Raw genomic sequence first — 19,011 nt, forward strand, 5'->3', positions numbered from 1 at the left:
CGCTACTCCGGCGGCAGTTTTACGATCGCAAACCAAAAATTTTCTATTGATTGGACAATTTTAACGAATTGATCGAAATCTACTGGCTTAGTTATGTAACAGTTTGCAGATAAATTATAGGCTTTGAGAATGTCTTCTTCAGCTTGGGAAGTCGTCAGAACTACTACGGGAATTCGCTTGAGTTTTTCATCTGCTTTGATTTCTGCCAGTACCTCCCGCCCATCTTTTCTGGGTAAGTTCAAATCGAGCAATATAATATCAGGATGGACTACCTTAACATATTTTTCTTGTTTCCGCAAGAATGCCATTGCCTCCACACCATCTTCGACCACATTTAGATGAATCGATATTTTACTATCTTCTAGGGCGATGCGTGTAAGTTGGGCATCGCCAGGATTGTCTTCTACTAACAAAACCTCAATAGGCATAATCGCTGTTATGATACTCACGATTGTTTACCTGCTCTATCTGGAATTGTGAAGTAAAAAGTCGAGCCTTGACCCGGTTTCGACTCAACCCAGATCCGGCCGCCGTGGCGTTCTATAATCTTTTTACAAATTGATAGACCAATTCCAGTACCGGGATACTTGTCTCTACCATGCAGGCGCTGAAAAATTATAAATATACGTTCTGCATACTGGGATTCCAAACCAATGCCATTATCCCTTACCCAGAACAACCATTCATCTGCCAATGGTATAGAATTTAAACCTTCCCCGTCTAGATTTGCATTTGGCTTGGCTACCCCAATATGAATTTGTGGCTGCTGATTTTGGCAAAATTTGATGGCGTTGCCAATCAGGTTTTGAAATACTTGTGTGAGTTGGGTACTATCAGCCATAACTTCAGGTAGAGCATCATGAGTAACAATTGCCTGACTATCTGCGATCGCAATTTTGAGATTAGCGATCGCTTGCTGTAAAATTACATCACAATCAACTAACTTAAATGGCTGTCCTCGGGTACTGAGGCGGGAATAGTTCAACAAATCGTTGATTAGGGTCTGCATTCGCCGCGCCCCATCTACCGCGTAGGCGATAAACTCATCGGCATTGGCATCAAGTTGATTTTTATATCTTCGCTCTAATAGTTGTAAATAACTTGTTACCATCCGTAACGGCTCTTGCAAGTCATGGGAAGCCACATAAGCAAACTGTTCTAATTCCGCATTAGAACGGGCGAGTTCTTGAGTTTGCTCGGTTTCTTTTTCTAATAGTTGCGCTTGAGATAAAGCAATGCCAATTTGATTAGCTAGTTGCTGTAACAACTCCGTCTCAAAGTTATTCCATTGTCGAGGTGCGGCACACTGGTGAGCCAGCAACAAGCCCCAAATATTATCTCTGACAAGAATTGGGACTACAAGGTTAGCTCTTACAGCAAACTTCTGAAGAAATTCTCGATAGCAAGGGTGAACGTGAGCAGCTTGAATATCTTCCATAGCACTCACCCTGCCCTGCCGATATCTTTCTATATATTTTTCTTTAAAGCAGCCATCGATCAGATTTTCTCCCAAAATGACGGGCCAACCAGGTAACACCGCCTCTTGTACCACTGTTCCCGAACCATCACTTTCCAATCGGAAAATTAAAACTCGGTCAGCTTGTAGTAACTTTTGTACCTCTGTAACTGTGGTTTGGAGAATTTCATCTATTTGTAAAGAGTCTCGAATTCTCAGGGTTATTTCTGCAAATAATAGCGATCGCAAATTCTGCCGTTTTAATTCTTCATCTACCCGCTTGCGATCTGTGATATCTGTATAAGAACCCACCATACGAACTATATCACCCAATGCGTCCCAAAGTGCCTGTCCTCGATCTAGAATCCATTTATAACTACCGTCTTGGCACTGAACTCGGTATTCACAGACATAAAACGGTGTTTTCTTGGCAAAGTGGTCTTGAAAGGCTTGAAGTACCCAATCTCGCTCATCAGGGTGGATTAGTTTTGTCCATTCATCCCTACCGTTGGAAACTTCGTGGTCTTTATAACCGAGCATTTCCTTCCACCGAGTTGAGAAGAACACTTTATTAGTCTTCAGATTCCAATCCCAAATGCCGTCATTATTACCATGTAATGCTAATTCCCAGCGTTCTTCACTTTCGCGTAGTGCTTCTGCTGTTTGCCGCCGTTCAGTAATGTCTTGGAAATAAATAGACAAACCATCTTTTGCAGGATAAGCATGGACTTGAAGCCAGCAATTTAGTGGCGGATAAAACTCCTCAAATTCCACACTCACTTGTTCTAAGATTGCTTTGTGATACTCACGGTAAAATGTTGTGCCGATGATTTCTGGAAACACTTCCCAAATGTTCTTATCCAGAAGCTCATTTTGGTTTTTTTGCAACAGCCGTTCTGCTTGACCATTAATGTAGTTGAATCGCCAGTTTTTATCTAGGGCAAAAAAACCATCAGTAATGCTTTCGAGAAGATTATTGATGCGGGTTGTCGCAGCTTGCTCTTGCCCCATTAGCTTTTCAGTAACTTGAGATACCTCATTTACATAACGCCTAAGTTCTAGTTGGTCGATTACCAAGCGACTCAGAGCCATAAGCGCTTCTATTTGCTTTTGGCTCAATTCTTTGGGAACTTGGTCAAGTACACAGAGAGTTCCTAGCATATCTCCCTTTGGGGTAATTAAGGGTACACCTGCATAAAACCGCGCGAAGGGATAGCCAGTGACTACTGCATTATTGGCTAACTTTTCATCAGCTAAGGTATCAGGAATCACCACAATCTGACGTTGCTCTTGGCAAAGGTAAGATAATCCAATACACCGAGGCATTTCTGATACATCTAAACCTACTTTTGCCTTAAACCATTGACGGTTTTCATCAATAAAATTTACCAAAGACATGGAAGTACCACAAATAAATGCTGCTAACTGAGCAAGATTGTCGTAAGCTTCTTCGGGTTCTGTGTCAAGAATTTGATACTGGCGGAGGGCTTCTAGCCGCGCCATTTCTGTATCAAGTTGTCCAGCGTTCATTAACTTTTATTAATAAATTTAAGTGTAATATTCAGTCAGCAGCATGGCTGTCTCAAGAGTAGCTTAACTTTTTTTAACAATTATTAGTCATTTCCCCGCCTTTGGCTGTTCAGGGAATTGTGTTTAAATATTGTACTAGTGCGATCGCACTAATCTTTAGAGAATGTTTAAAAAGTATTATTGGTATCAGAAACCTAACCCCCTAACCCCCTTCGCTACAAGGGAATGGGGTTTCAAAGCCTCTCTCCGTATTGAGGAGAGGAATGGAAGTGGCATCTTGAATCGGGGAAGTGATAGACGGATTGAGGATGATATCGACTTACCTGAACTAGTATTCGATGGCATACACACCAAAGGCTGTTGTCAGAAGTAAAATCATGATTTTTTTGATGAAAATCATGATTTTGTAAATGAAAACCTTAGCTTTATTTTTGACTTCTAACTTTTGCTCTAACTATTAAACTTTTACCAAAACGGCTTCCCGCAGGTTGGCCATCACATCACTAAGATTACCCGTGTTCAGACGGTAACTTAGAGGATGGGCAATCAACCGCGCCGTGCTTTCATACAGAGTAGCAATTTCAATCAAACCGTTTTCGCGCATAGTCCGGCCTGTAGAAACTAAATCTACGATCGCTTCTGACATTCCAGTAATCGGGCCTAGTTCCACTGAACCATATAATGGTACGATTTCCACGGGTAAATCTAGACTGTGGAAATATTCACGAGCGCAATTCACATATTTTGAAGCAACTCTACCATGCGGTGGTAAATCTAAAGGCGATCGGTAAGAACTTGATGCTTTTACCGCCACCGACATCCGACAATACCCAAACTGCAAATCTATCAAGTGGGCAACTTGCGGCTGCTTCTCCCGCAGCACATCGTAACCGACAATACCCAATTGTGCTTGACCATATTCTACATAAACAGGCACATCCTGCGCCCGTACCAACAAAGCTTTTGCAAGTCCCTTAGGATCAGGAATTTGAAGTTGGCGAGTTCCTGAATCTAAAAAAGCACTAAAATCTAATCCCACAGATTGTAGCAGGCGGATGCTATTTTTAAGGAGTTCCCCTTTTGGCAATGCAACAGTCAGCATTCTTTTTCTTAGTATCCTTGGCGTACTGGCAGTTGAATAATATCTCTATATGCTTACCACAGCAGCATGAGAATTTTATTAGTTGATGATGAAGTTGAACTAACTAAACCCTTGAGTCGCTTGTTAACTCGTGAGGGTTATATTGTCGATGCCGCTTTCGATGGCACAAGTGGCAACGAACATGCACAAACAGGCAATTATGATCTACTAATTTTAGATTGGATGCTGCCAGGAAAAACGGGGTTAGAGATTTGTCAGCAATTGCGACGACAAGGTAAAACTACTCCCGTACTATTTCTCACAGCTAAAGATACTTTAGATGACCGAGTACAAGGTTTAGATGCTGGTGCAGACGACTATTTAGTTAAACCCTTTGAACTGCGCGAGTTACTCGCCAGAGTCCGGGCTTTATTGCGTCGTTCTGGTTCCCAAATCTATGAAACTACTACCGGACGTTTAACCGTCGCTGATTTAGAACTCGATTGTGAAAATCAAGTCGCCTATCGCCAAGGAAGAATGATTGAGTTATCGCAAAAAGAAAGTCAGTTGCTGCAATATTTTATGGAACACACGGGACAACTAATGACTCATGCTCAAATTATGCAAAATTTGTGGCAAGAGGAAGAACAACCCAGTAGTAATGTGATTGCAGCATTAATTCGTTTGCTGCGCCGTAAGATTGAGGTAGGTAGAGAAACTGCGCTGATTCACACAGTCTACGGCAAAGGCTATCGTTTTGGTGCTTCCTCAGTGGAGTGAGTTTAACTAATTCGTCATTTGCCATTCGTAGTTAAAAAGAAAGCAATGCGTTTGGATTAAGCATTTTTTTCTCCTCTCTGTGTCCTCTGCGATTCGTTGAATTTTAACCTTAATTGAACCCCGTATTAAATTAAAAAAGATATAAATACCACTTCATTTTTAATTCATCGAGCTACCATCAATAGAATTGCGCTAGCGAGTCCGCAAACGTCTTGTAATTACGAATTACGTTTGCGGAGCGTGCCGGAGGCTCTATTACGAATTATTTTAGTCTTTGCGACTTCAATTCCTGTCGAAGTTTGTTGTACAGAGATAAATCTACAGGCATCATAATCTGTGAAATTCCTTTCCAGATACCAAGTTCATGATTTGCACCCATATCTTCCATGATTTGCTCAGTGTAACGCAAAGAAAACGAGGTGATGCATGTCGCCCTCGCTACAACACTATGGTATTGAGTTTTCATCCAATCGATATCTGCTGCCATTTCTTGATACATTGCTGACGGCGAAGGTAATAACAAATTGCCTTTGACATACTCTAGTAGCCACCAAGCACCAACTTCTGATGTTAACTGACTATAGAAACTGCTGTTATAGCCAACAAAACCCATCTGGGGAATATTAGGATGAATCAGATAACGATAAAGATTAAAATTACCATCTTCATCAATTATCTGTCGGCGATATTCTTCTTCGAGAAAAGAAAGTTCTTGGGTAAATCCTGTCCCAAAAATTACTATATCTGCCTGTAACTGTTGACCATTAGCTAATTCCACACCATCAGGGATAAACTTGGCAATGCTCGTTTTAATTGCCTGAATTTTACCAGAGTGTACATACTTAAAGAAATCTGGCGGAGCTATGCTAATGGTACAGTTAACCACATTTAGAGGTAGTTCAGGCAACATTCCGCAACTATCAAGCCCGAATTGCAGGCGTATCAGCATCTCATTAGTGCGCCAGAAAGCCCACACTAGCGGCTTACCCAGAGTGTGCAGTAATCTTTCAAGCCGTCCCATCTGACGGTAGGGAAACCAAGCTTCTGAAAAGCGAGTTAATAAAATATACTTCAGGTTTACTAAACCGAGGAAAAATCTCGGAACCTTCCACATCGGCTTACGGAAGATGAGGGTGGATTTTTTGGCTATGTTTCCCCCCAAAGTCGCAATATCGCAGGCAGATTTGCCAAAACCCACTACTACTACTCGTTTCCCCTCAATAATTGAGGCATCGTTAAATTCGGTAGAATGAATTACCTGTCCTCCAGATGCGACAAACTCTTCTCTACCAGGCAACGAAGGTAACTTCGGGATGCTAAATGTGCCGTTGCACACTAGTACAAAGTCAAATTCGTGCTTTTCTTCTCTTGTCTCATCGCCATTACCTTCTTTCACTCTGATAGTAACTACCCATCTTGCTTGTTCTCCAGTTTTGCGGGAAACATTGGTAACTTCCGTTTGGAAGCGAATTCTCTCAAGAACCCTAAAATTCTGGGCGTATGAATTTAAGTAATTCCGCATATCTTCTGCTGTGGGCCACTCTGGGTATGATGCAGGCATGGGATAGTCGGAAAAACTATATGTGTCACCTGTATTCTGGGTTGTTAATCCTGGGTAACTTCGAGATTGTTCCCAAACACCACCAAGTCCTTTTTGTTTCTCGAATACAGTAACGTTGTAACCTTCTTCGACAAAAGTTTTAGTTGTTACTAGACCGCTAATTCCAGCCCCAATTACGCAAATTTGCTTGATTTCCATATTCTTTTTTTAGTAAAATTTGCAATAATTTCTGTAAAGATGAATTTACAGCAGGTTTTATTTATTTAAATAACATCAAAAAAACCTGTTTATACGCAAGTTATCAATTTAATCTGCAAAGGCGGTTTTGATAACTCGCAGATTCAAAACTTAATTGAAGATTTTGCAGAAGGCTGTGAAATATTGCGTGTCTTGCTAGAAACGACAACATCAGGATTTGCTAAAAATAGATCGGCTATGGTAACAAAACCAGTTATGTTGGTAACTAAGGCATAAGCTGTCGTTACTAACAAATAAGCATTGGTAACAAAATAATTTGTGTTGATAACAAATAGACAAGCTGTGGTAACGACAACAACTTTTTTCCTAACGTCCGCTTTTGTATTGGTAACAAATGCCCAAGCTGTTGTTATTACAATAATTTTATTCGTAACGGTGTATTACGCTATGCAAACGTCAAGGCTAGGCGTAGAGTCTTGGTAATTCCTAAAGTTTGACGAAGAAGCTGTAACTCCATGCCGCACACGTTCAGACTTTTACACATTCGATAAAAAGTCAGATATTTTTGCGAGGAATGTATACCGGATTCCCGTCTGAATCATTGATTAACAAGCTTTGACAATACTTTAAAAGTGGGTGACGAGGGAATCGAACCCGCAACCAATAGATTAAGAGTCACCACGTCACCATATTCGCAATGCAAAAACCCAGCAAACCGCTTGCTGGTTAATTCAAAATTAGTAACTATAAATCTATCATTTTGGAGGTAGAGGGCGATCGCTTTTATTTATCGCCAAATCAAAGGCTCTCTGGTGATGCTCAACACTTACCCAGGCATGATACAGATTACTGTGAACAGCTAGGCTGTGACCCATCTGCTGTGCTGCCAATGAAATATCAACCCCGTAGTCAAGGGTTCTAATTGCCCAGCAATGGCGTAGGTCGTAAACCTTGAATGGCAGTCGCTCGTTGCGTCTAAACCGTTGGGTAACAGTTCCGCCTATGTACGAGTTGTTGCGATCGCAGTTGATGTCGGGAATTTTTACATCTTGCAGGGAGAACTGATCGAACCATTCCGGGTGGTAAGGCCATATAGTTCTATAGCCAGTCTTGCCCTGGAGTACAGACACAACTTTATTGCCAGCCATTAACTCTTTGAGGTCGAGGAAGAAAACCTCGTGATTTCTCAAGCCATAGGTGGCGAGCATTCCAAAGACCCAGCGCCACTTGTAATCCTCGATTTCGCTATGCAATTCGACAATCAATTTATCTGTGGGTAAATCTCTAGGTTTTCTGCTTTTTGGGCTGTAGCTACCTGAATATTTCCGAGGATCAAAGTTTATACCTGCAAATCTAGCCAGGATTCCTAACGTTGAACAAAATCGTTTTCTTGTTCTCGTATCTGGCTCAGTTCCTAAAATTGCAGTTTTTAAAATTTCAGCAGTTAGTGGACTATCAAAATCTAAAACTTTGAATACTGTTGCATATTCAACCCTCCATGTTGATTCAGATTTAAAATTTTTGGCACGGCGTTGAAAATAATCTTCCTCAAATTCCCTGACAATTTGACCAATTGCTTTGCTTTCTAATTGCACGTAATTAGACCAGTCAAACGTTTTAGTGTCTAATTGAAGCCTTAGAACTTTGGCTGATTGTTCGGCGAGTTTTACCCCGTCTGAATTGGCTACAGCAATATTTATTCTTTGTTGATGCCACTCATTTTTTATTGCTCGTGGCTTTGGTGGAAGGGTTGCTCGCAAATAAAGCCTGCTACGGATTTGCTCTATATTTATGCCGAAATTACGGAGTCGTCCGTTCGCCTCCTTGATTCGGTGTTCAATGTTTTTCATAGTTAAATTTCCATTAAAAATTCATCACAAAGTGAAGCAAGTTTGTATTTGCTTCTCGCTGGGATAAAATTATTTGACTCAAGACTAGTGAGGGATGTCCTTATGTCTAAAATCTTCAGTCAAAAGATTAATGTCGCAACGCTTCTTGTCGAGAACATCGCCGTAGACAGCTTGCTTTAAAATCTGTTTACCGTCTTCGATCTGAGCTAGGCAATTGTCGCAGACAATAGCGATTGCGCCATCTGCGGGGATGCCACAAACAAAGCAACTCCAACCCGTGCCAGGAATAAGGGCTTTTTTCTGAAGTGTTAGGATATTTTGCACTCGTGAGTGGCGCGTGCCGCAGCCGCAGCAAGCGCCAAGGTCTAGCGGTTCTTCGTCATAGTCTGGATCATCAGTATCCAACGCCCAAACATGACCGCAGTCTAAACACTCCCAGTAACCGTAATTTTCTTGATATTTCAAGGTTGTGCAATCGCATCGAGGACAAGTTGTTTGAGTCATTTCAGAGTTGAAAATTATTTGGACTTTTCAAATTATTGAGCCATTACCATTCCGATAGGCTATGCCAACAGCGCTGCAAGGTGACTTTGAAATTACCACTCATTTTGTTGACCCTCATCTAAAATTTGTTGCAATAGCCGCTTGCCTTCATCCCATTGACGTCCACCCATTTTTAAAATCTTCTCAATAACGTAGGTTTCGCCGCTAACTTCCAAAAGCGACTTAATCGCCAGATAGAAAGCTTTTTTTTGGGAAGTGGAAGTGGAAGTTTCTTCAGTGCGATCCGCGCTCGGCTCTTTATATAAGTGTTCCAGACTAATGGTTAGCTCCTCCTTTACTTCCGGCGGGTAAGTCGGTGCATCGCCATAGACTTCATAAAGCGCTTGCTCTTGCTGTTGGGTGTGCAGTGCGAATTCAGTTTGCTCTAGCTCTTGGTTCATGGCTGCGAGTGCTGCACGTCGGGCATCCTGGATAATCAATCGCCGCGACTCCTGGACGAGTTGCACTGATGCAACAAGTGCCAGACTATAGCTAACTCCCTTTGCGATCGCGGGAACTGGAGAAAGTGCAGTTAGCCAAAAAGCTGTTGCACTAGCTAGCAAACAGTTAGTTTTTAGCCACCGATCAGCCATGACAGCATCCCTCCCAAAACAATCGAAACTGCGATCGCAATCAGCAGGGCGTAATAGTCATGCTGGGACAATTTGAGAAACGGTCTAACAGCGTCATCCGTCAGGAGTGCAAGGCATAACGCAGCACAACACACAATGTAGATAACCCACATCACCCGAAATAAAGCAGGATGCAACGCCCCTAGCCAAGCTACAGAGCTAGAGGCGATACACCCCAGAAGGAACCAAGCCCCCAGGTGTACCGCCTTTGCCATTAGTATTTATCCTTGACTTTGGCTTTGAGTTCGTCAATCCGTTGCTGTGCTTTATTTTCAGCGCGGTCTAGTCCAAAACCTAACTTTGCATATTCCGGGCGCAGCCCGTGTAAGTGTCTTGCTGTGGAAGCATCAGAGCGTTTTTTGGTGAGTTCGTTGTCTGCAACGCCCTTAATATAGCTACGATGGGCAGTGTGTACCTGTGCATCAGATTCTTCCAGTTTCTTGAGAGATTTGTAAGCACGTCGCGCCTGGCGTGCTTCTTCTCTCTTTTGAGCAGCAATCTTTTTGAGTGCGTCTGCCTCAGCTTTGTTAAAATAGCGAGGAGTTTCATTGATCGGTGCAGTCCTCACGGTCTGCCATCTTCCCGCGTTCATCGGATTGATGACAGTTGCATCTGTGGGGGCTAACACCTGATTTTTGTCAATCCCATGTCCTCCGGTGGACAGTGAGGACTCATTATTATTGCTATTAGATTTTCCAGCGCTGGTAATTCGTGCAAGGATTCCCATTGTTTACTCCTATCTACAAACTTGATTTTTAACTTTTTCTAACTGCTGACTTTGGGCTTTCATCTCACGGAGTTGGACTTGATCCGCGCTTTGGTAAGTTGACATTGCACCCATGCTTAATCCGGCAACCAGTGCAGCTGCAACGATTACTAAATAAGCCGCAATATTGTTTCCGGCTGGCGTGGGTTCTGGATCGGGAACTGGGTAGAATTCACCAGTGAATGGTACAACCTTACTACTGAGCTTCTGGTTACTCTGTTTCATCTCCGGACTCTAATAGCATTGGCTGATATGTGGGTAAGAGTAGATGCTCGGTTCCAGCGTTGAGCGCAGCGCGAACGGAAAGTGTTACTACCTCCCGGTCTTCAGGTGTGGGGTTATCCCTCATCTGTTTAATACGTTGCAATGTTCGACCTGGTAATTGTCGCCAGTATTCACGGGCTAATCGCTGTGCATCTTCTTCTAGGAGCGTTTCAAGTAAATCGGGTGCGTCGGATTCTGCATCAAATTCTGCATCGGACTCGGTTGCATTTTTTGACGCACGTCGGCTGTGCAACAGTTCAATTCCCGCTTCAGTCCACAATTTTTGCCCGTGTTCGTCAATTGCAACGTGAACGTCAATCTGAAATACCCCAGGATGTCGGCGTAGCCAACTGCGGATCGTGCTTTCTGGGATGCCAGTCAGTTTGGCAGCATCAGTAGTGGTGTACAGTTGCTGTGTCATTGTCCCCCTAACAGCTTGGATGCTGCATCTAATACCGTTTGCTGCTGTGCTTGGCTGAGTCGGTCGTTCCCATCGCATTCAATTACTTCCATCTGGGTTCCAGCCCGATAAAGATAATTGTTTTTTAGTTGTTCATTGTCTGTAGCTTCAGCTTTGGCAACGTAATGCTGGACGTAGGATTTGTTAATGTCTTCTGTCATTGGTAAAATCTCCTTAGTAATTGATAAAGAATCCATTTGGCGATCGCTAGCGAGTAGTGGTCGCCTTTTTTCTTGGACTGCTAACCCCGCGACGCTACGACTTATGGGTGAATGCAGTTGGTCATCAGTCATTGGGCATCAGGTACAGGGTGTTTCCGCGCAAGGTGGCGCGGGTGCTTGCTCCGGTTGCAACGCGAAAGATGAGGCGTTGGGGAGTTGGACTTCTATACTTATAAAAGTATATTATGATGGTAATACTGCACGTTCAAAAGTGCAAGTTAATTCCATACTTTTAGATGTGCAATAATTGAGGGGTCGATTATGGGGATAGAGAATGGCAAGAACAGGCCGTCCAAAAAGCGGGAAAGTAGGCATATCCGGCACTTTGAGAGTAACACCGGAATCATGGGAAGCACTTCGACAATTAGCGGAGAGCATGGGAATGACAAGATCGGAGTTAGTCGAGAGAGTGGCCAACAAAGAGATACCGCTAGCACTGGAGAACGGTCAAGCAATGGAATCACTGGGGAAATCGTTCGCCAGCTGATCCAGGAAACCGAGCGACAGCTGGCTTATTACAAAACTCAAGCAAGTGAATTAGAAGCTAGGTTGCAAGAACTGCACCAATTAGACGAAGCTTTTAGTCAAGACCAAAAAACCGAGAATCAAGAATAAAGCCGTTTACCTGCTTGGGTGGACGGCTTTATTCGTGGCGATTGCCTTATTCAAAGCGGATTGCGATCGCCACGAAGTTCCGAATGTCTAAGTAACTGCTGTTTAAGGGAGTGCGATCGCAACCGACTAATGGACAATGACAAAACAAAAAATCTCATCAAAGGTAGTTAGGGCGAGAACTCTGCTCATCTACGAGCTAGAGGAATTTATCGGCTACATCCGCACCATTGACCCAGAATTAGAACCCGACCAGGCGATAGTGCTAGCAGCATTCATCCTAGATGGATTACCACAGCTATTCCAAGAAAGTCCCGCCCTGCTGGATCGGATGAAAGAAATAGCCAAAAGCGTCAAGCTTAAGCGTGGCACTCGCAACTAATGACTAATGACAAAGAACCAACCTACCCAAACTTCCGTGACCTAATGAAGAAGACAGATACCGAGATGCAGCGATTGGGCTGGACAGTTGAGCAGGGACGAGAGCATTTAGGGAGGTATTACGGGAAGCGATCGCGACTGCAATTGACCGAAGAGGAATTAGATAACTTTCTTCTTTATCTGCAACTCTCCGATTGATTAGCTTGCAATTATTGGCAATGTCTCAATAGCAACTAAGCAATTTATCACACGCAAAAAAAAACTCACCATTAGAACTGGTGAATTCAAAACCAAAAGTAAAAATGAATAAATATTTAGAAAAGTTAGGCAGTAGAATATCCGTTACTTCTCCATATTCTACCACATCCAATAACTCAAAATCAGCTAATTTGGGGGTAGAAAAATGACACAAGGTATCTATCAATTCCCCCAAGAGCAACATCAATTCGATACAGTTGCTGACCGCCTACCACCATCCGAAATAGATGCAGAAGCGGAAGTTATCGGAGGTATATTAGACGACCCGAATGCAATTTTCCGCGTCAAAGATAGGCTAAAGCCAGAGCATTTTTATATCAGTGCCCATAGAGACATTTACCAAGCCTGTTTAAAACTCTGCAATAAGGGTAAACCAAATGATTTATTGAGTGTTACTAGCTTTCTAAGGAGCCACGACATTCTTACCAGAATAGGCGGTCAAGCAAAGCTAGCCTCTACATTAGATTGGAACGTCAGCGCAGTTAATATCGACCACAAGGCTGACTTAATTATTACAGCATTTGTTCAGAGACAGATAGTTGAGTTGGGATCTAGCATCAACAAACTGGGATATGAAACTAAACGCGAATTACCTGATTTATTCGCTGAGATTACCGAGAGAACCCGGTCAATTATTGAGACACCAATTGCTCCAACAAGAGATGAACACGAACAATGGTTACACGACAAATTGCTCTCAGAACTGACAATTATTTATACAACTTGTGCCCTCCCATCTCTAAGACTACTGAAGCTGAAAAGACTAGCAGATGACCATCATCTTTCGATGGGATTCTTGGAACAGTTTTACCTAAAAGCACTCGTCGCTCAATGCAGCAACTTGCTTACTTATGATGAATTAAGAGAATTAGCCGGCTCCACAGTTCGGGAATGGCTAATCAATGGACTCATCCCTAAAAGTACAACCATCTTACTAGCTTCCGATGGTGGAGTTGGTAAAACTAAATTCGCTTATGCAATTGGCAAGATTCTGATCCAAGGCACCCAGCTTGGCTCATTTGTAGCCACAGGGAAAAGAAAGATTCTCTACTACCAGGGAGACGAAAGCCCCGGTGATATGCTGCAAGCCCTAGATTCAATGGGTTATTCAGAATCCGATATCGGCGAATCTGTTCGTGTCCGCTTTGGTTGGAGCGCTGAAAATATGCCAACACTGATCCAAGATTTAAAAGAATTTCAGCCGGAGCTTGTCTTCATCGACTCGCTATCTACTGCCAACCGTTTTTCGATTTACCGGGAGTCAGAAATGGAATACTCTCGCCCCATCCTGGAGATGACCGGACTAGCTACCCAGTACAAAGTGACTTTTGTGATTATTCACCACATGAACAAGGGAGGTGAGGTTAGGGGCACGACCGCAATTAGAAACGCAGTCAGTGAAGTTTGGACACTATCCAAGGACAAAAAAGAAACTGCTACTTCCTACGACCGGATATTAGAGATCGACAAATCGCGATCGCGATCCTCCAGCAAGAAATACCGAATGTATTTCAACCCAGAAGACCTTAGCTTTACCTTTTTGGGAGAAGAGGGAGAAGAGTTTGGCGGGCCCGGTCAATCTGCCAAAGACAGTACTTTAGAGCTTTTGGCATCTCACAGAAATATCAAATTCACCAGTGAAGAGATAGCCCATCGACTAGGCATCTCCAAAGACTACGCTCGGCGATACCTTAGAGAATTATCATCTGACGGATTAATCAGCGTCAAACGCCACCCAGCAGCTAAGGGCGAGAAGGCCAAACCCAACGTTTATTTTCTAGCCTACGAAGGATCACCAAAGGATCACCCCTCGGATCAGACCCCCTCATATCCTATAAGCATTGACAGCAATGAATTGCAGCCCCACTCTGAATCTGGTATAAAAAAAATAGGATCAGGGGAGGATCAGTACGAGGATCAGACCCAATATTCAGACACAGCAAGCGATACAGCCTCTAGTGATCCTCAAGGGGCTGAAAATCTCGAAAAAATGCCCAGCACAGAAATTTTAGAACTCAAAAGGGGGGACGAGGATCACATGAGGCTGAATGCCTTGTCAGACAACAACAATGGGTCTGATCCTCGTACTGATCCTCCCCTGATCCTGTGCGAAAATACACATACTAGTAAAACAGCCATTGAAGCCCTACCAGTCAAAGACTCTAGCAGTTTTCCCCAACCTGATCCGAAGGGTGGTACTGCGTCTGATCCTTCGTCACCCTCTCCCCTCAAACGAGCGGATTTTGAGTCAGGCGGTATTTACTGGTCGCCGCGACTTAACAACAAGGTCAAAGTATGTAAGCTTTTTAAAACTCTTCCAGAAGCTGAAGTCTGGCAAGCTGGTGACATACATAAAATTCGGGTTCCACTCTCCGAACTTTACCCATTGTTAATAGAGTTCAAAGTTGATGATGAGGTAACAGTTATTGGTGAACACAAAAAATTCCTTGGCAAGGTATTTACAATTAGCGGTGTTCACCCAGGAGGTATCTGGATTCAGACAAAAACCAGATCAGGCAACGAGTGCTTTGGGCCATTCCAACCAAGTCAACTGAAAAAAATTAGTGAGTAATTATAATTCGGCGAGGTGCGATCGACAAGTATCGCGCTCGAAGGCATAAAAAATGCGATCGCCTTGTAAGTGGACGATCGCAAAAAGTAAATCATGGTGTTCAACGGTGAAATTTAAGTTTATTCGTCGCTGGCATCATCTTCATTGCTCTCGTCGTCATCGATGATCATATTCACGCCATCAGACCCAGCCTGAAAGCCAACGATCAGAAATCGGTTAGCATCACTATCCTTGATAGAAATGAGGGCATCACTAGGGAAATTGTGCAGTTCTTGAATTAGTTCCGCAACTGTGGTTCCTTTTATTGCAGTAGGCATATTTCTTTTCTCTCCGATTTAACGAATCGCGCTGTGACTAATTTCTGGTTTGAGCTTACCTGTTCATGGAAACTTTGTCACAGATTGGGGTAAATTTGGTCAACCTCGTCCCATGCCTGGTTAGCGAGATTTTCTAAGGCCATAGCTAAATACAGGGGATGGTCATATTCCCCTTCCTGCAAGCGTCCGAAGAAGATTTCGATTTGGAGGAATAGGAGTCTGGCGTTCATAGAGTTGCGATCGCGCCTCGGCGTTCGTCCATTTCAATCTCAAAATAAGGGTCAAGCCCTTTGTTGTCGCGGTGTCCGGTGAAAGTGCGGATGATTTCTTTGGCAACTCCACTTTTTCGCAATTTATTTACCATGCTCCGGCGGGTGCTGTGTGTAGAGATGCCCTTGCTTTCAAATCCCGCGTCATCTGATGCCCGCGCCAAAATGTCATAAGCATTTTTCCAAGTAATTGGCTTGGTTCCACATCTTGAGGGAAATAGCCACTCGCTTTGTGTTTTTGGTTGATATCGCCCTAAAGACTCCTTCAATATTGGATGCACTGGAATCTCTGTAGTATCGGCTGTTCCGTCTGGCCTGTGCTTTCTGATAATGGCGGGGAAAATGATGTCTTCCTTGGGTAGTCCATTGTGATCGTAAACATCGCTTACCTTAAGTTGCACTAAAGCCCCCCATCTCTCCCCGGTGTACCAGGCAAGGTCTAAAAGTAATTTGTATTTCTCAGTTTTAATCTGCCGTCGAATTTTGGAATATTCACCATCTGTCAGTACAGCAGCTTTCCCTTTTCTGTTAATCTTTGGCATAGATAGTTAAACAAATTTAGAATATTTCGCATTCCGCTTTTACCTGAACAAGAGGTGAAAGCGGAATTATCTAAATATTGGCTATTAGCAAATATTGGCTCAATCCTAATACTGGTAATGGATACACGGCATCAGTGAATATTCCACTTCTACATAAAAGTGGAACATTTACATAAATTTCGATTAGCAATACAACGGATTTATTCACTTCAATAAAAAATTCGTTATGCAACCTGGAATCACTGACTTATTTGGCGCAACTGCAACATTTTCTGGTTCACCAAAAATATTAGCAATCCCACTTACTTCCTTGCCATCTCTTTCAGGAGCAAATCCTACCGCTTTAGAAATTTACGCGGCGATTATTGCCAATGCCCACGCTTGGATAAATGCCAATACTGATGCCTCGGTAATGGCAAGTTCTGATTTAGTTATCTCTTCACCAATAACTCGTAACGGCACTGCTAAAACTCAATTTCAATTTTCAGAAAGATTTTACGGGACGTACGCTGCTCCAACCTTTGACCCTAACGCTGTTTAGGATATGACAACTTCTAATCCTGGTGGGAGTTGTATTTTAACCGTAAATTTTAGCACTCCTGGATATAACAATGGTTCCGATGTTGGCAGCTTCAATGTCCCAGATGGTTCATACCAAACAGCCTATAAAGTTGTAATTGGCGGGCCACCTCAAAACACTTATGAGTTGCGAGTTGATGGCAATCTGGGGACAATTTTACTTAACACTTATTCCCCTGGCAGCATTAACGTAACTGTTACATCTAGCAGTAATTCTTGTCTTAACGTTACCAAGTATGACTGCATTAATGGTCAATGCATTCAGTCCAGCACTTACGAAACCCCTGGAATCTATCAATCTTTAGCTGATTGCCAAGCTGTTTGTGCTAACGGTGGCGCTTGCGCTAGTGGTAAAAAATGCGTTGACCCGACAACATTCTGCCCAGATGGTAAAGTCTGCATTGACCAAGGCGAATTTGATTCAATTGAAGCCTTGATTTCTAAAATTAATAGTGAGATTTGTTAAATGTCTGGTACTGGTCAATCGCTGATATCCTCACTTTCAAATCTTAGCAATTGTGCAGGTCATCAATGTGATTGTTGTCAGCAATTACAAGTCCAGATTGATGACCTAAGAAATTTAATTAATAGTTCAAATAATGCAAATCTCCAAGCTGAAATTGATGCATTAAAACATCAACTAGCCGATGTTTATCGCCAATTAGCACAGGATGAAATCCAAATTGGGAACTTAGAAACCGAACTACATGATTTAGAAGCAAAATTAATTGCTTTTGGGGCAGGAATTGCAGCTTTAGTCGCGATCGTAGCTGCTCCACTGATTGCTGCTGCTCTTGAAGGTGTGTTTGCTGCCGCCGCGGCCGCGGCGGCAGAAGGAGCAGCAGCAATAGCCGCAATAGCAGGATTAGAAGCTGAATTTGTAGGAGTTCAAGCTGAGGTCGGTGCAGTTCAGGCTGAAGTTGCAGGAATTCAAGCTGAGGTCGGTGCAGTTCAAGCTGAAGTTGCAGGAATTCAAGCTGAGGTCGGTGCAGTTCAAGCTGAAGTTGCCAGCGAGCAAGCACAAATTGCTCGATTAGATGTAGGAATAGCAACAATTGAAAGTCAAATTGGCGGATTACAATCCCAAATAGCGGGAGAAGAAACACAAATTGCTCAAATAGAAGGCAGTGTCGGTGGTCTTCAAACTGAAATTGGAGGTTTACAATCCCAAATAGGAATTCTTGAAGCTGAATATGTTGAAATTCAATCGCAGGCTGCTGGAGAGGAAGCACAAATTGCCGAAATAGAAGGAACAGTTGGAGGATTGCAGGGAGAAATTAGTGGTTTACAAGCAGAAGTAGCAGCTTTTGAGCCACAATTACAAGCTCTAGAAGTACAATATGCCGAACTCCAGCCCCAAGTATTAGAAGCCGAAAGAGTAGCTTTTGAAGCAATTGGATTTTCTCAAGAACTCCGAGGAGAATTAGCAGTTGTTGAAGCTCAACTTCCACCTATAGAAGCAGAAATTGCCGCAGTTCAAGCTGAAATTTCAGGTTTTAATGCAGAATTAGAAGCTCAAATTGGTGCCGTTGAAGCGACTGTTGGCGCGGTCGAAGTAACTGAAGCAGAAATCAATGCTAGGCTTCTTGAATTAGAAATAGAAGTTAATGCCAAGATAGCCGCAGAAGACGCAAAAATAGCACTAGAAGAAGCGCAGGTAGAAGCACAAATGGCAGAATTGGCGGCTCTCGCTAGCAGATTTGCTGCTTTTGCGGCTCAGATAGCTGAAATTCTAGTCAAATTCCCATTGATTGCTGCTGTCGTTGCTTTTTTAGAAATTCAAATAGGAGGGCTGCAAGCTGAAATTGCAGCTATCGCGCTACGGGCTGGAGTTCCTGGACCGCCGGGACGTGATGGGGTTGACGGTCATCCAGGGAATGACGGCATTAATGGACAACCCGGAACCAACGGGGTTGATGGTCATCCAGGAAATGACGGCATTAACGGACAACCCGGAACCAACGGACGTGATGGGGTTGACGGTCATCCAGGGAATGATGGCATTAACGGACAACCAGGAACCAACGGACATGATGGGGTTGATGGTCATCCAGGGAATGATGGCATTAACGGACAACCAGGAACCAACGGACATGATGGGGTTGATGGTCATCCAGGGAATGATGGCATTAACGGACA

General features: G+C 43.2%; 25 protein-coding genes and 1 pseudogene. 10 read left to right on the forward strand and 16 right to left on the reverse strand.

The features are described 5' to 3' along the window. Window positions 1–2: 2 nt before the first annotated feature. Both V7K38_RS26675 and V7K38_RS26680 read right to left on the reverse strand, forming a co-directional pair. Entirely contained in the window at window positions 3–428 is a 426-nt protein-coding gene (locus V7K38_RS26675; RefSeq protein ID WP_442940807.1) for a response regulator, read from the reverse strand. A 17-nt stretch (window positions 429–445) separates the two neighbouring features. After that, window positions 446–2,986 carry a GAF domain-containing protein gene (locus tag V7K38_RS26680; RefSeq protein WP_334862295.1) on the reverse strand — a complete coding sequence of 847 codons (2,541 nt, stop codon included), beginning with the start codon at window positions 2,984–2,986 and terminating at the stop codon, window positions 446–448. Between the two features lie 163 nt (window positions 2,987–3,149). Here V7K38_RS26680 and V7K38_RS26685 point away from each other — a divergent pair, with 163 nt between their 5' ends. Further along, entirely contained in the window at window positions 3,150–3,359 is a 210-nt protein-coding gene (locus V7K38_RS26685; RefSeq protein WP_334862297.1) for a hypothetical protein, read from the forward strand. An 84-nt stretch (window positions 3,360–3,443) separates the two neighbouring features. On the opposite strand, the gene hisG is transcribed toward V7K38_RS26685, so the two are convergent. Next, window positions 3,444–4,088 carry an ATP phosphoribosyltransferase gene (gene hisG, locus V7K38_RS26690; protein WP_334862299.1) on the reverse strand — a complete coding sequence of 215 codons (645 nt, stop codon included), beginning with the start codon at window positions 4,086–4,088 and terminating at the stop codon, window positions 3,444–3,446. A gap of 66 nt (window positions 4,089–4,154) precedes the next feature. Between hisG and rppA the strand changes: the two genes are divergently transcribed. Beyond that, window positions 4,155–4,847 carry a two-component system response regulator RppA gene (gene rppA / locus V7K38_RS26695; RefSeq protein WP_334862301.1) on the forward strand — a complete coding sequence of 231 codons (693 nt, stop codon included), beginning with the start codon at window positions 4,155–4,157 and terminating at the stop codon, window positions 4,845–4,847. Between the two features lie 262 nt (window positions 4,848–5,109). Here the strand turns inward: rppA and V7K38_RS26700 are convergent, their stop codons facing one another. The 10 genes from V7K38_RS26700 to V7K38_RS26745 form a co-directional block, all read right to left on the reverse strand. Beyond that, complete coding sequence (locus V7K38_RS26700; protein WP_334862303.1) at window positions 5,110–6,606, reverse strand: flavin-containing monooxygenase; 1,497 nt, start codon at window positions 6,604–6,606, stop codon at window positions 5,110–5,112. 143 nt (window positions 6,607–6,749) lie between these two features. Further along, complete coding sequence (locus tag V7K38_RS26705) at window positions 6,750–6,899, reverse strand: hypothetical protein (protein ID WP_334862305.1); 150 nt, start codon at window positions 6,897–6,899, stop codon at window positions 6,750–6,752. A 462-nt stretch (window positions 6,900–7,361) separates the two neighbouring features. After that, complete coding sequence (locus tag V7K38_RS26710; protein ID WP_334862306.1) at window positions 7,362–8,456, reverse strand: site-specific integrase; 1,095 nt, start codon at window positions 8,454–8,456, stop codon at window positions 7,362–7,364. Window positions 8,457–8,540: 84 nt separating this feature from the next. Next, complete coding sequence (locus V7K38_RS26715; RefSeq protein WP_334862308.1) at window positions 8,541–8,960, reverse strand: hypothetical protein; 420 nt, start codon at window positions 8,958–8,960, stop codon at window positions 8,541–8,543. Window positions 8,961–9,052: 92 nt separating this feature from the next. After that, entirely contained in the window at window positions 9,053–9,592 is a 540-nt protein-coding gene (locus V7K38_RS26720; RefSeq protein WP_334862310.1) for a hypothetical protein, read from the reverse strand. Beyond that, window positions 9,574–9,846 carry a hypothetical protein gene (locus V7K38_RS26725; protein ID WP_334862312.1) on the reverse strand — a complete coding sequence of 91 codons (273 nt, stop codon included), beginning with the start codon at window positions 9,844–9,846 and terminating at the stop codon, window positions 9,574–9,576. The genes V7K38_RS26720 and V7K38_RS26725 overlap by 19 nt, the downstream gene beginning before the upstream one ends. Further along, entirely contained in the window at window positions 9,846–10,358 is a 513-nt protein-coding gene (locus V7K38_RS26730; protein WP_334862314.1) for a hypothetical protein, read from the reverse strand. The genes V7K38_RS26725 and V7K38_RS26730 overlap by 1 nt, the downstream gene beginning before the upstream one ends. Window positions 10,359–10,367: 9 nt before the next feature. Then, entirely contained in the window at window positions 10,368–10,622 is a 255-nt protein-coding gene (locus V7K38_RS26735; protein WP_334862316.1) for a hypothetical protein, read from the reverse strand. Then, complete coding sequence (locus V7K38_RS26740; RefSeq protein WP_334862318.1) at window positions 10,609–11,082, reverse strand: hypothetical protein; 474 nt, start codon at window positions 11,080–11,082, stop codon at window positions 10,609–10,611. Before V7K38_RS26740 ends, V7K38_RS26735 begins: the two co-directional genes overlap by 14 nt. Further along, entirely contained in the window at window positions 11,079–11,282 is a 204-nt protein-coding gene (locus V7K38_RS26745) for a hypothetical protein (protein ID WP_334862320.1), read from the reverse strand. The genes V7K38_RS26740 and V7K38_RS26745 overlap by 4 nt, the downstream gene beginning before the upstream one ends. Here V7K38_RS26745 and V7K38_RS26750 point away from each other — a divergent pair. The 5 genes from V7K38_RS26750 to V7K38_RS26770 all read left to right on the forward strand — a co-directional run bounded on the left by V7K38_RS26750 (window position 11,269) and on the right by V7K38_RS26770 (window position 15,165). Then, on the forward strand, window positions 11,269–11,589 hold the full coding sequence (locus V7K38_RS26750) for a hypothetical protein (protein ID WP_334862322.1): 321 nt from the start codon (window positions 11,269–11,271) through the stop codon (window positions 11,587–11,589). The two genes, V7K38_RS26745 and V7K38_RS26750, sit on opposite strands and share 14 nt — an antisense overlap. A gap of 27 nt (window positions 11,590–11,616) precedes the next feature. Next, window positions 11,617–11,829: a ribbon-helix-helix protein, CopG family gene (locus V7K38_RS29740; RefSeq protein WP_442940806.1), complete on the forward strand. Its 213-nt coding sequence runs from the start codon at window positions 11,617–11,619 to the stop codon at window positions 11,827–11,829. Window positions 11,830–12,093: 264 nt separating this feature from the next. Beyond that, entirely contained in the window at window positions 12,094–12,336 is a 243-nt protein-coding gene (locus V7K38_RS26760; protein WP_334862326.1) for a hypothetical protein, read from the forward strand. Further along, window positions 12,336–12,533, forward strand: a complete 198-nt coding sequence (locus V7K38_RS26765) for a hypothetical protein (protein WP_334862328.1) — start codon at window positions 12,336–12,338, stop codon at window positions 12,531–12,533. Before V7K38_RS26760 ends, V7K38_RS26765 begins: the two co-directional genes overlap by 1 nt. Window positions 12,534–12,738: 205 nt before the next feature. Beyond that, window positions 12,739–15,165: a DnaB-like helicase N-terminal domain-containing protein gene (locus tag V7K38_RS26770; protein WP_334862330.1), complete on the forward strand. Its 2,427-nt coding sequence runs from the start codon at window positions 12,739–12,741 to the stop codon at window positions 15,163–15,165. A 119-nt stretch (window positions 15,166–15,284) separates the two neighbouring features. Here V7K38_RS26770 and V7K38_RS26775 read toward each other — a convergent pair whose 3' ends face one another. The 3 genes from V7K38_RS26775 to V7K38_RS26785 form a co-directional block, all read right to left on the reverse strand. Further along, window positions 15,285–15,482, reverse strand: a complete 198-nt coding sequence (locus V7K38_RS26775; RefSeq protein ID WP_334862332.1) for a hypothetical protein — start codon at window positions 15,480–15,482, stop codon at window positions 15,285–15,287. Window positions 15,483–15,559: 77 nt separating this feature from the next. After that, window positions 15,560–15,712, reverse strand: coding sequence for a hypothetical protein (locus tag V7K38_RS26780; protein ID WP_334862334.1), 153 nt, complete (start codon window positions 15,710–15,712; stop codon window positions 15,560–15,562). Further along, window positions 15,709–16,293 carry a tyrosine-type recombinase/integrase gene (locus V7K38_RS26785; protein WP_334862336.1) on the reverse strand — a complete coding sequence of 195 codons (585 nt, stop codon included), beginning with the start codon at window positions 16,291–16,293 and terminating at the stop codon, window positions 15,709–15,711. Before V7K38_RS26785 ends, V7K38_RS26780 begins: the two co-directional genes overlap by 4 nt. Before the next feature lie 226 nt (window positions 16,294–16,519). Between V7K38_RS26785 and V7K38_RS26790 the strand changes: the two genes are divergently transcribed. The 3 genes and pseudogenes from V7K38_RS26790 to V7K38_RS26800 form a co-directional block, all read left to right on the forward strand. After that, window positions 16,520–16,834, forward strand: a complete 315-nt coding sequence (locus tag V7K38_RS26790; protein WP_334862338.1) for a hypothetical protein — start codon at window positions 16,520–16,522, stop codon at window positions 16,832–16,834. A 3-nt stretch (window positions 16,835–16,837) separates the two neighbouring features. Then, entirely contained in the window at window positions 16,838–17,338 is a 501-nt protein-coding gene (locus tag V7K38_RS26795) for a hypothetical protein (RefSeq protein ID WP_334862340.1), read from the forward strand. Next, window positions 17,339–19,011 (forward strand): annotated as a pseudogene (locus tag V7K38_RS26800) (hypothetical protein); the annotation flags it as partial.

Origin of the sequence: Nostoc sp., assembly GCF_036917465.1 — a bacterium.
Taxonomy (GTDB): domain Bacteria; phylum Cyanobacteriota; class Cyanobacteriia; order Cyanobacteriales; family Nostocaceae; genus Nostoc.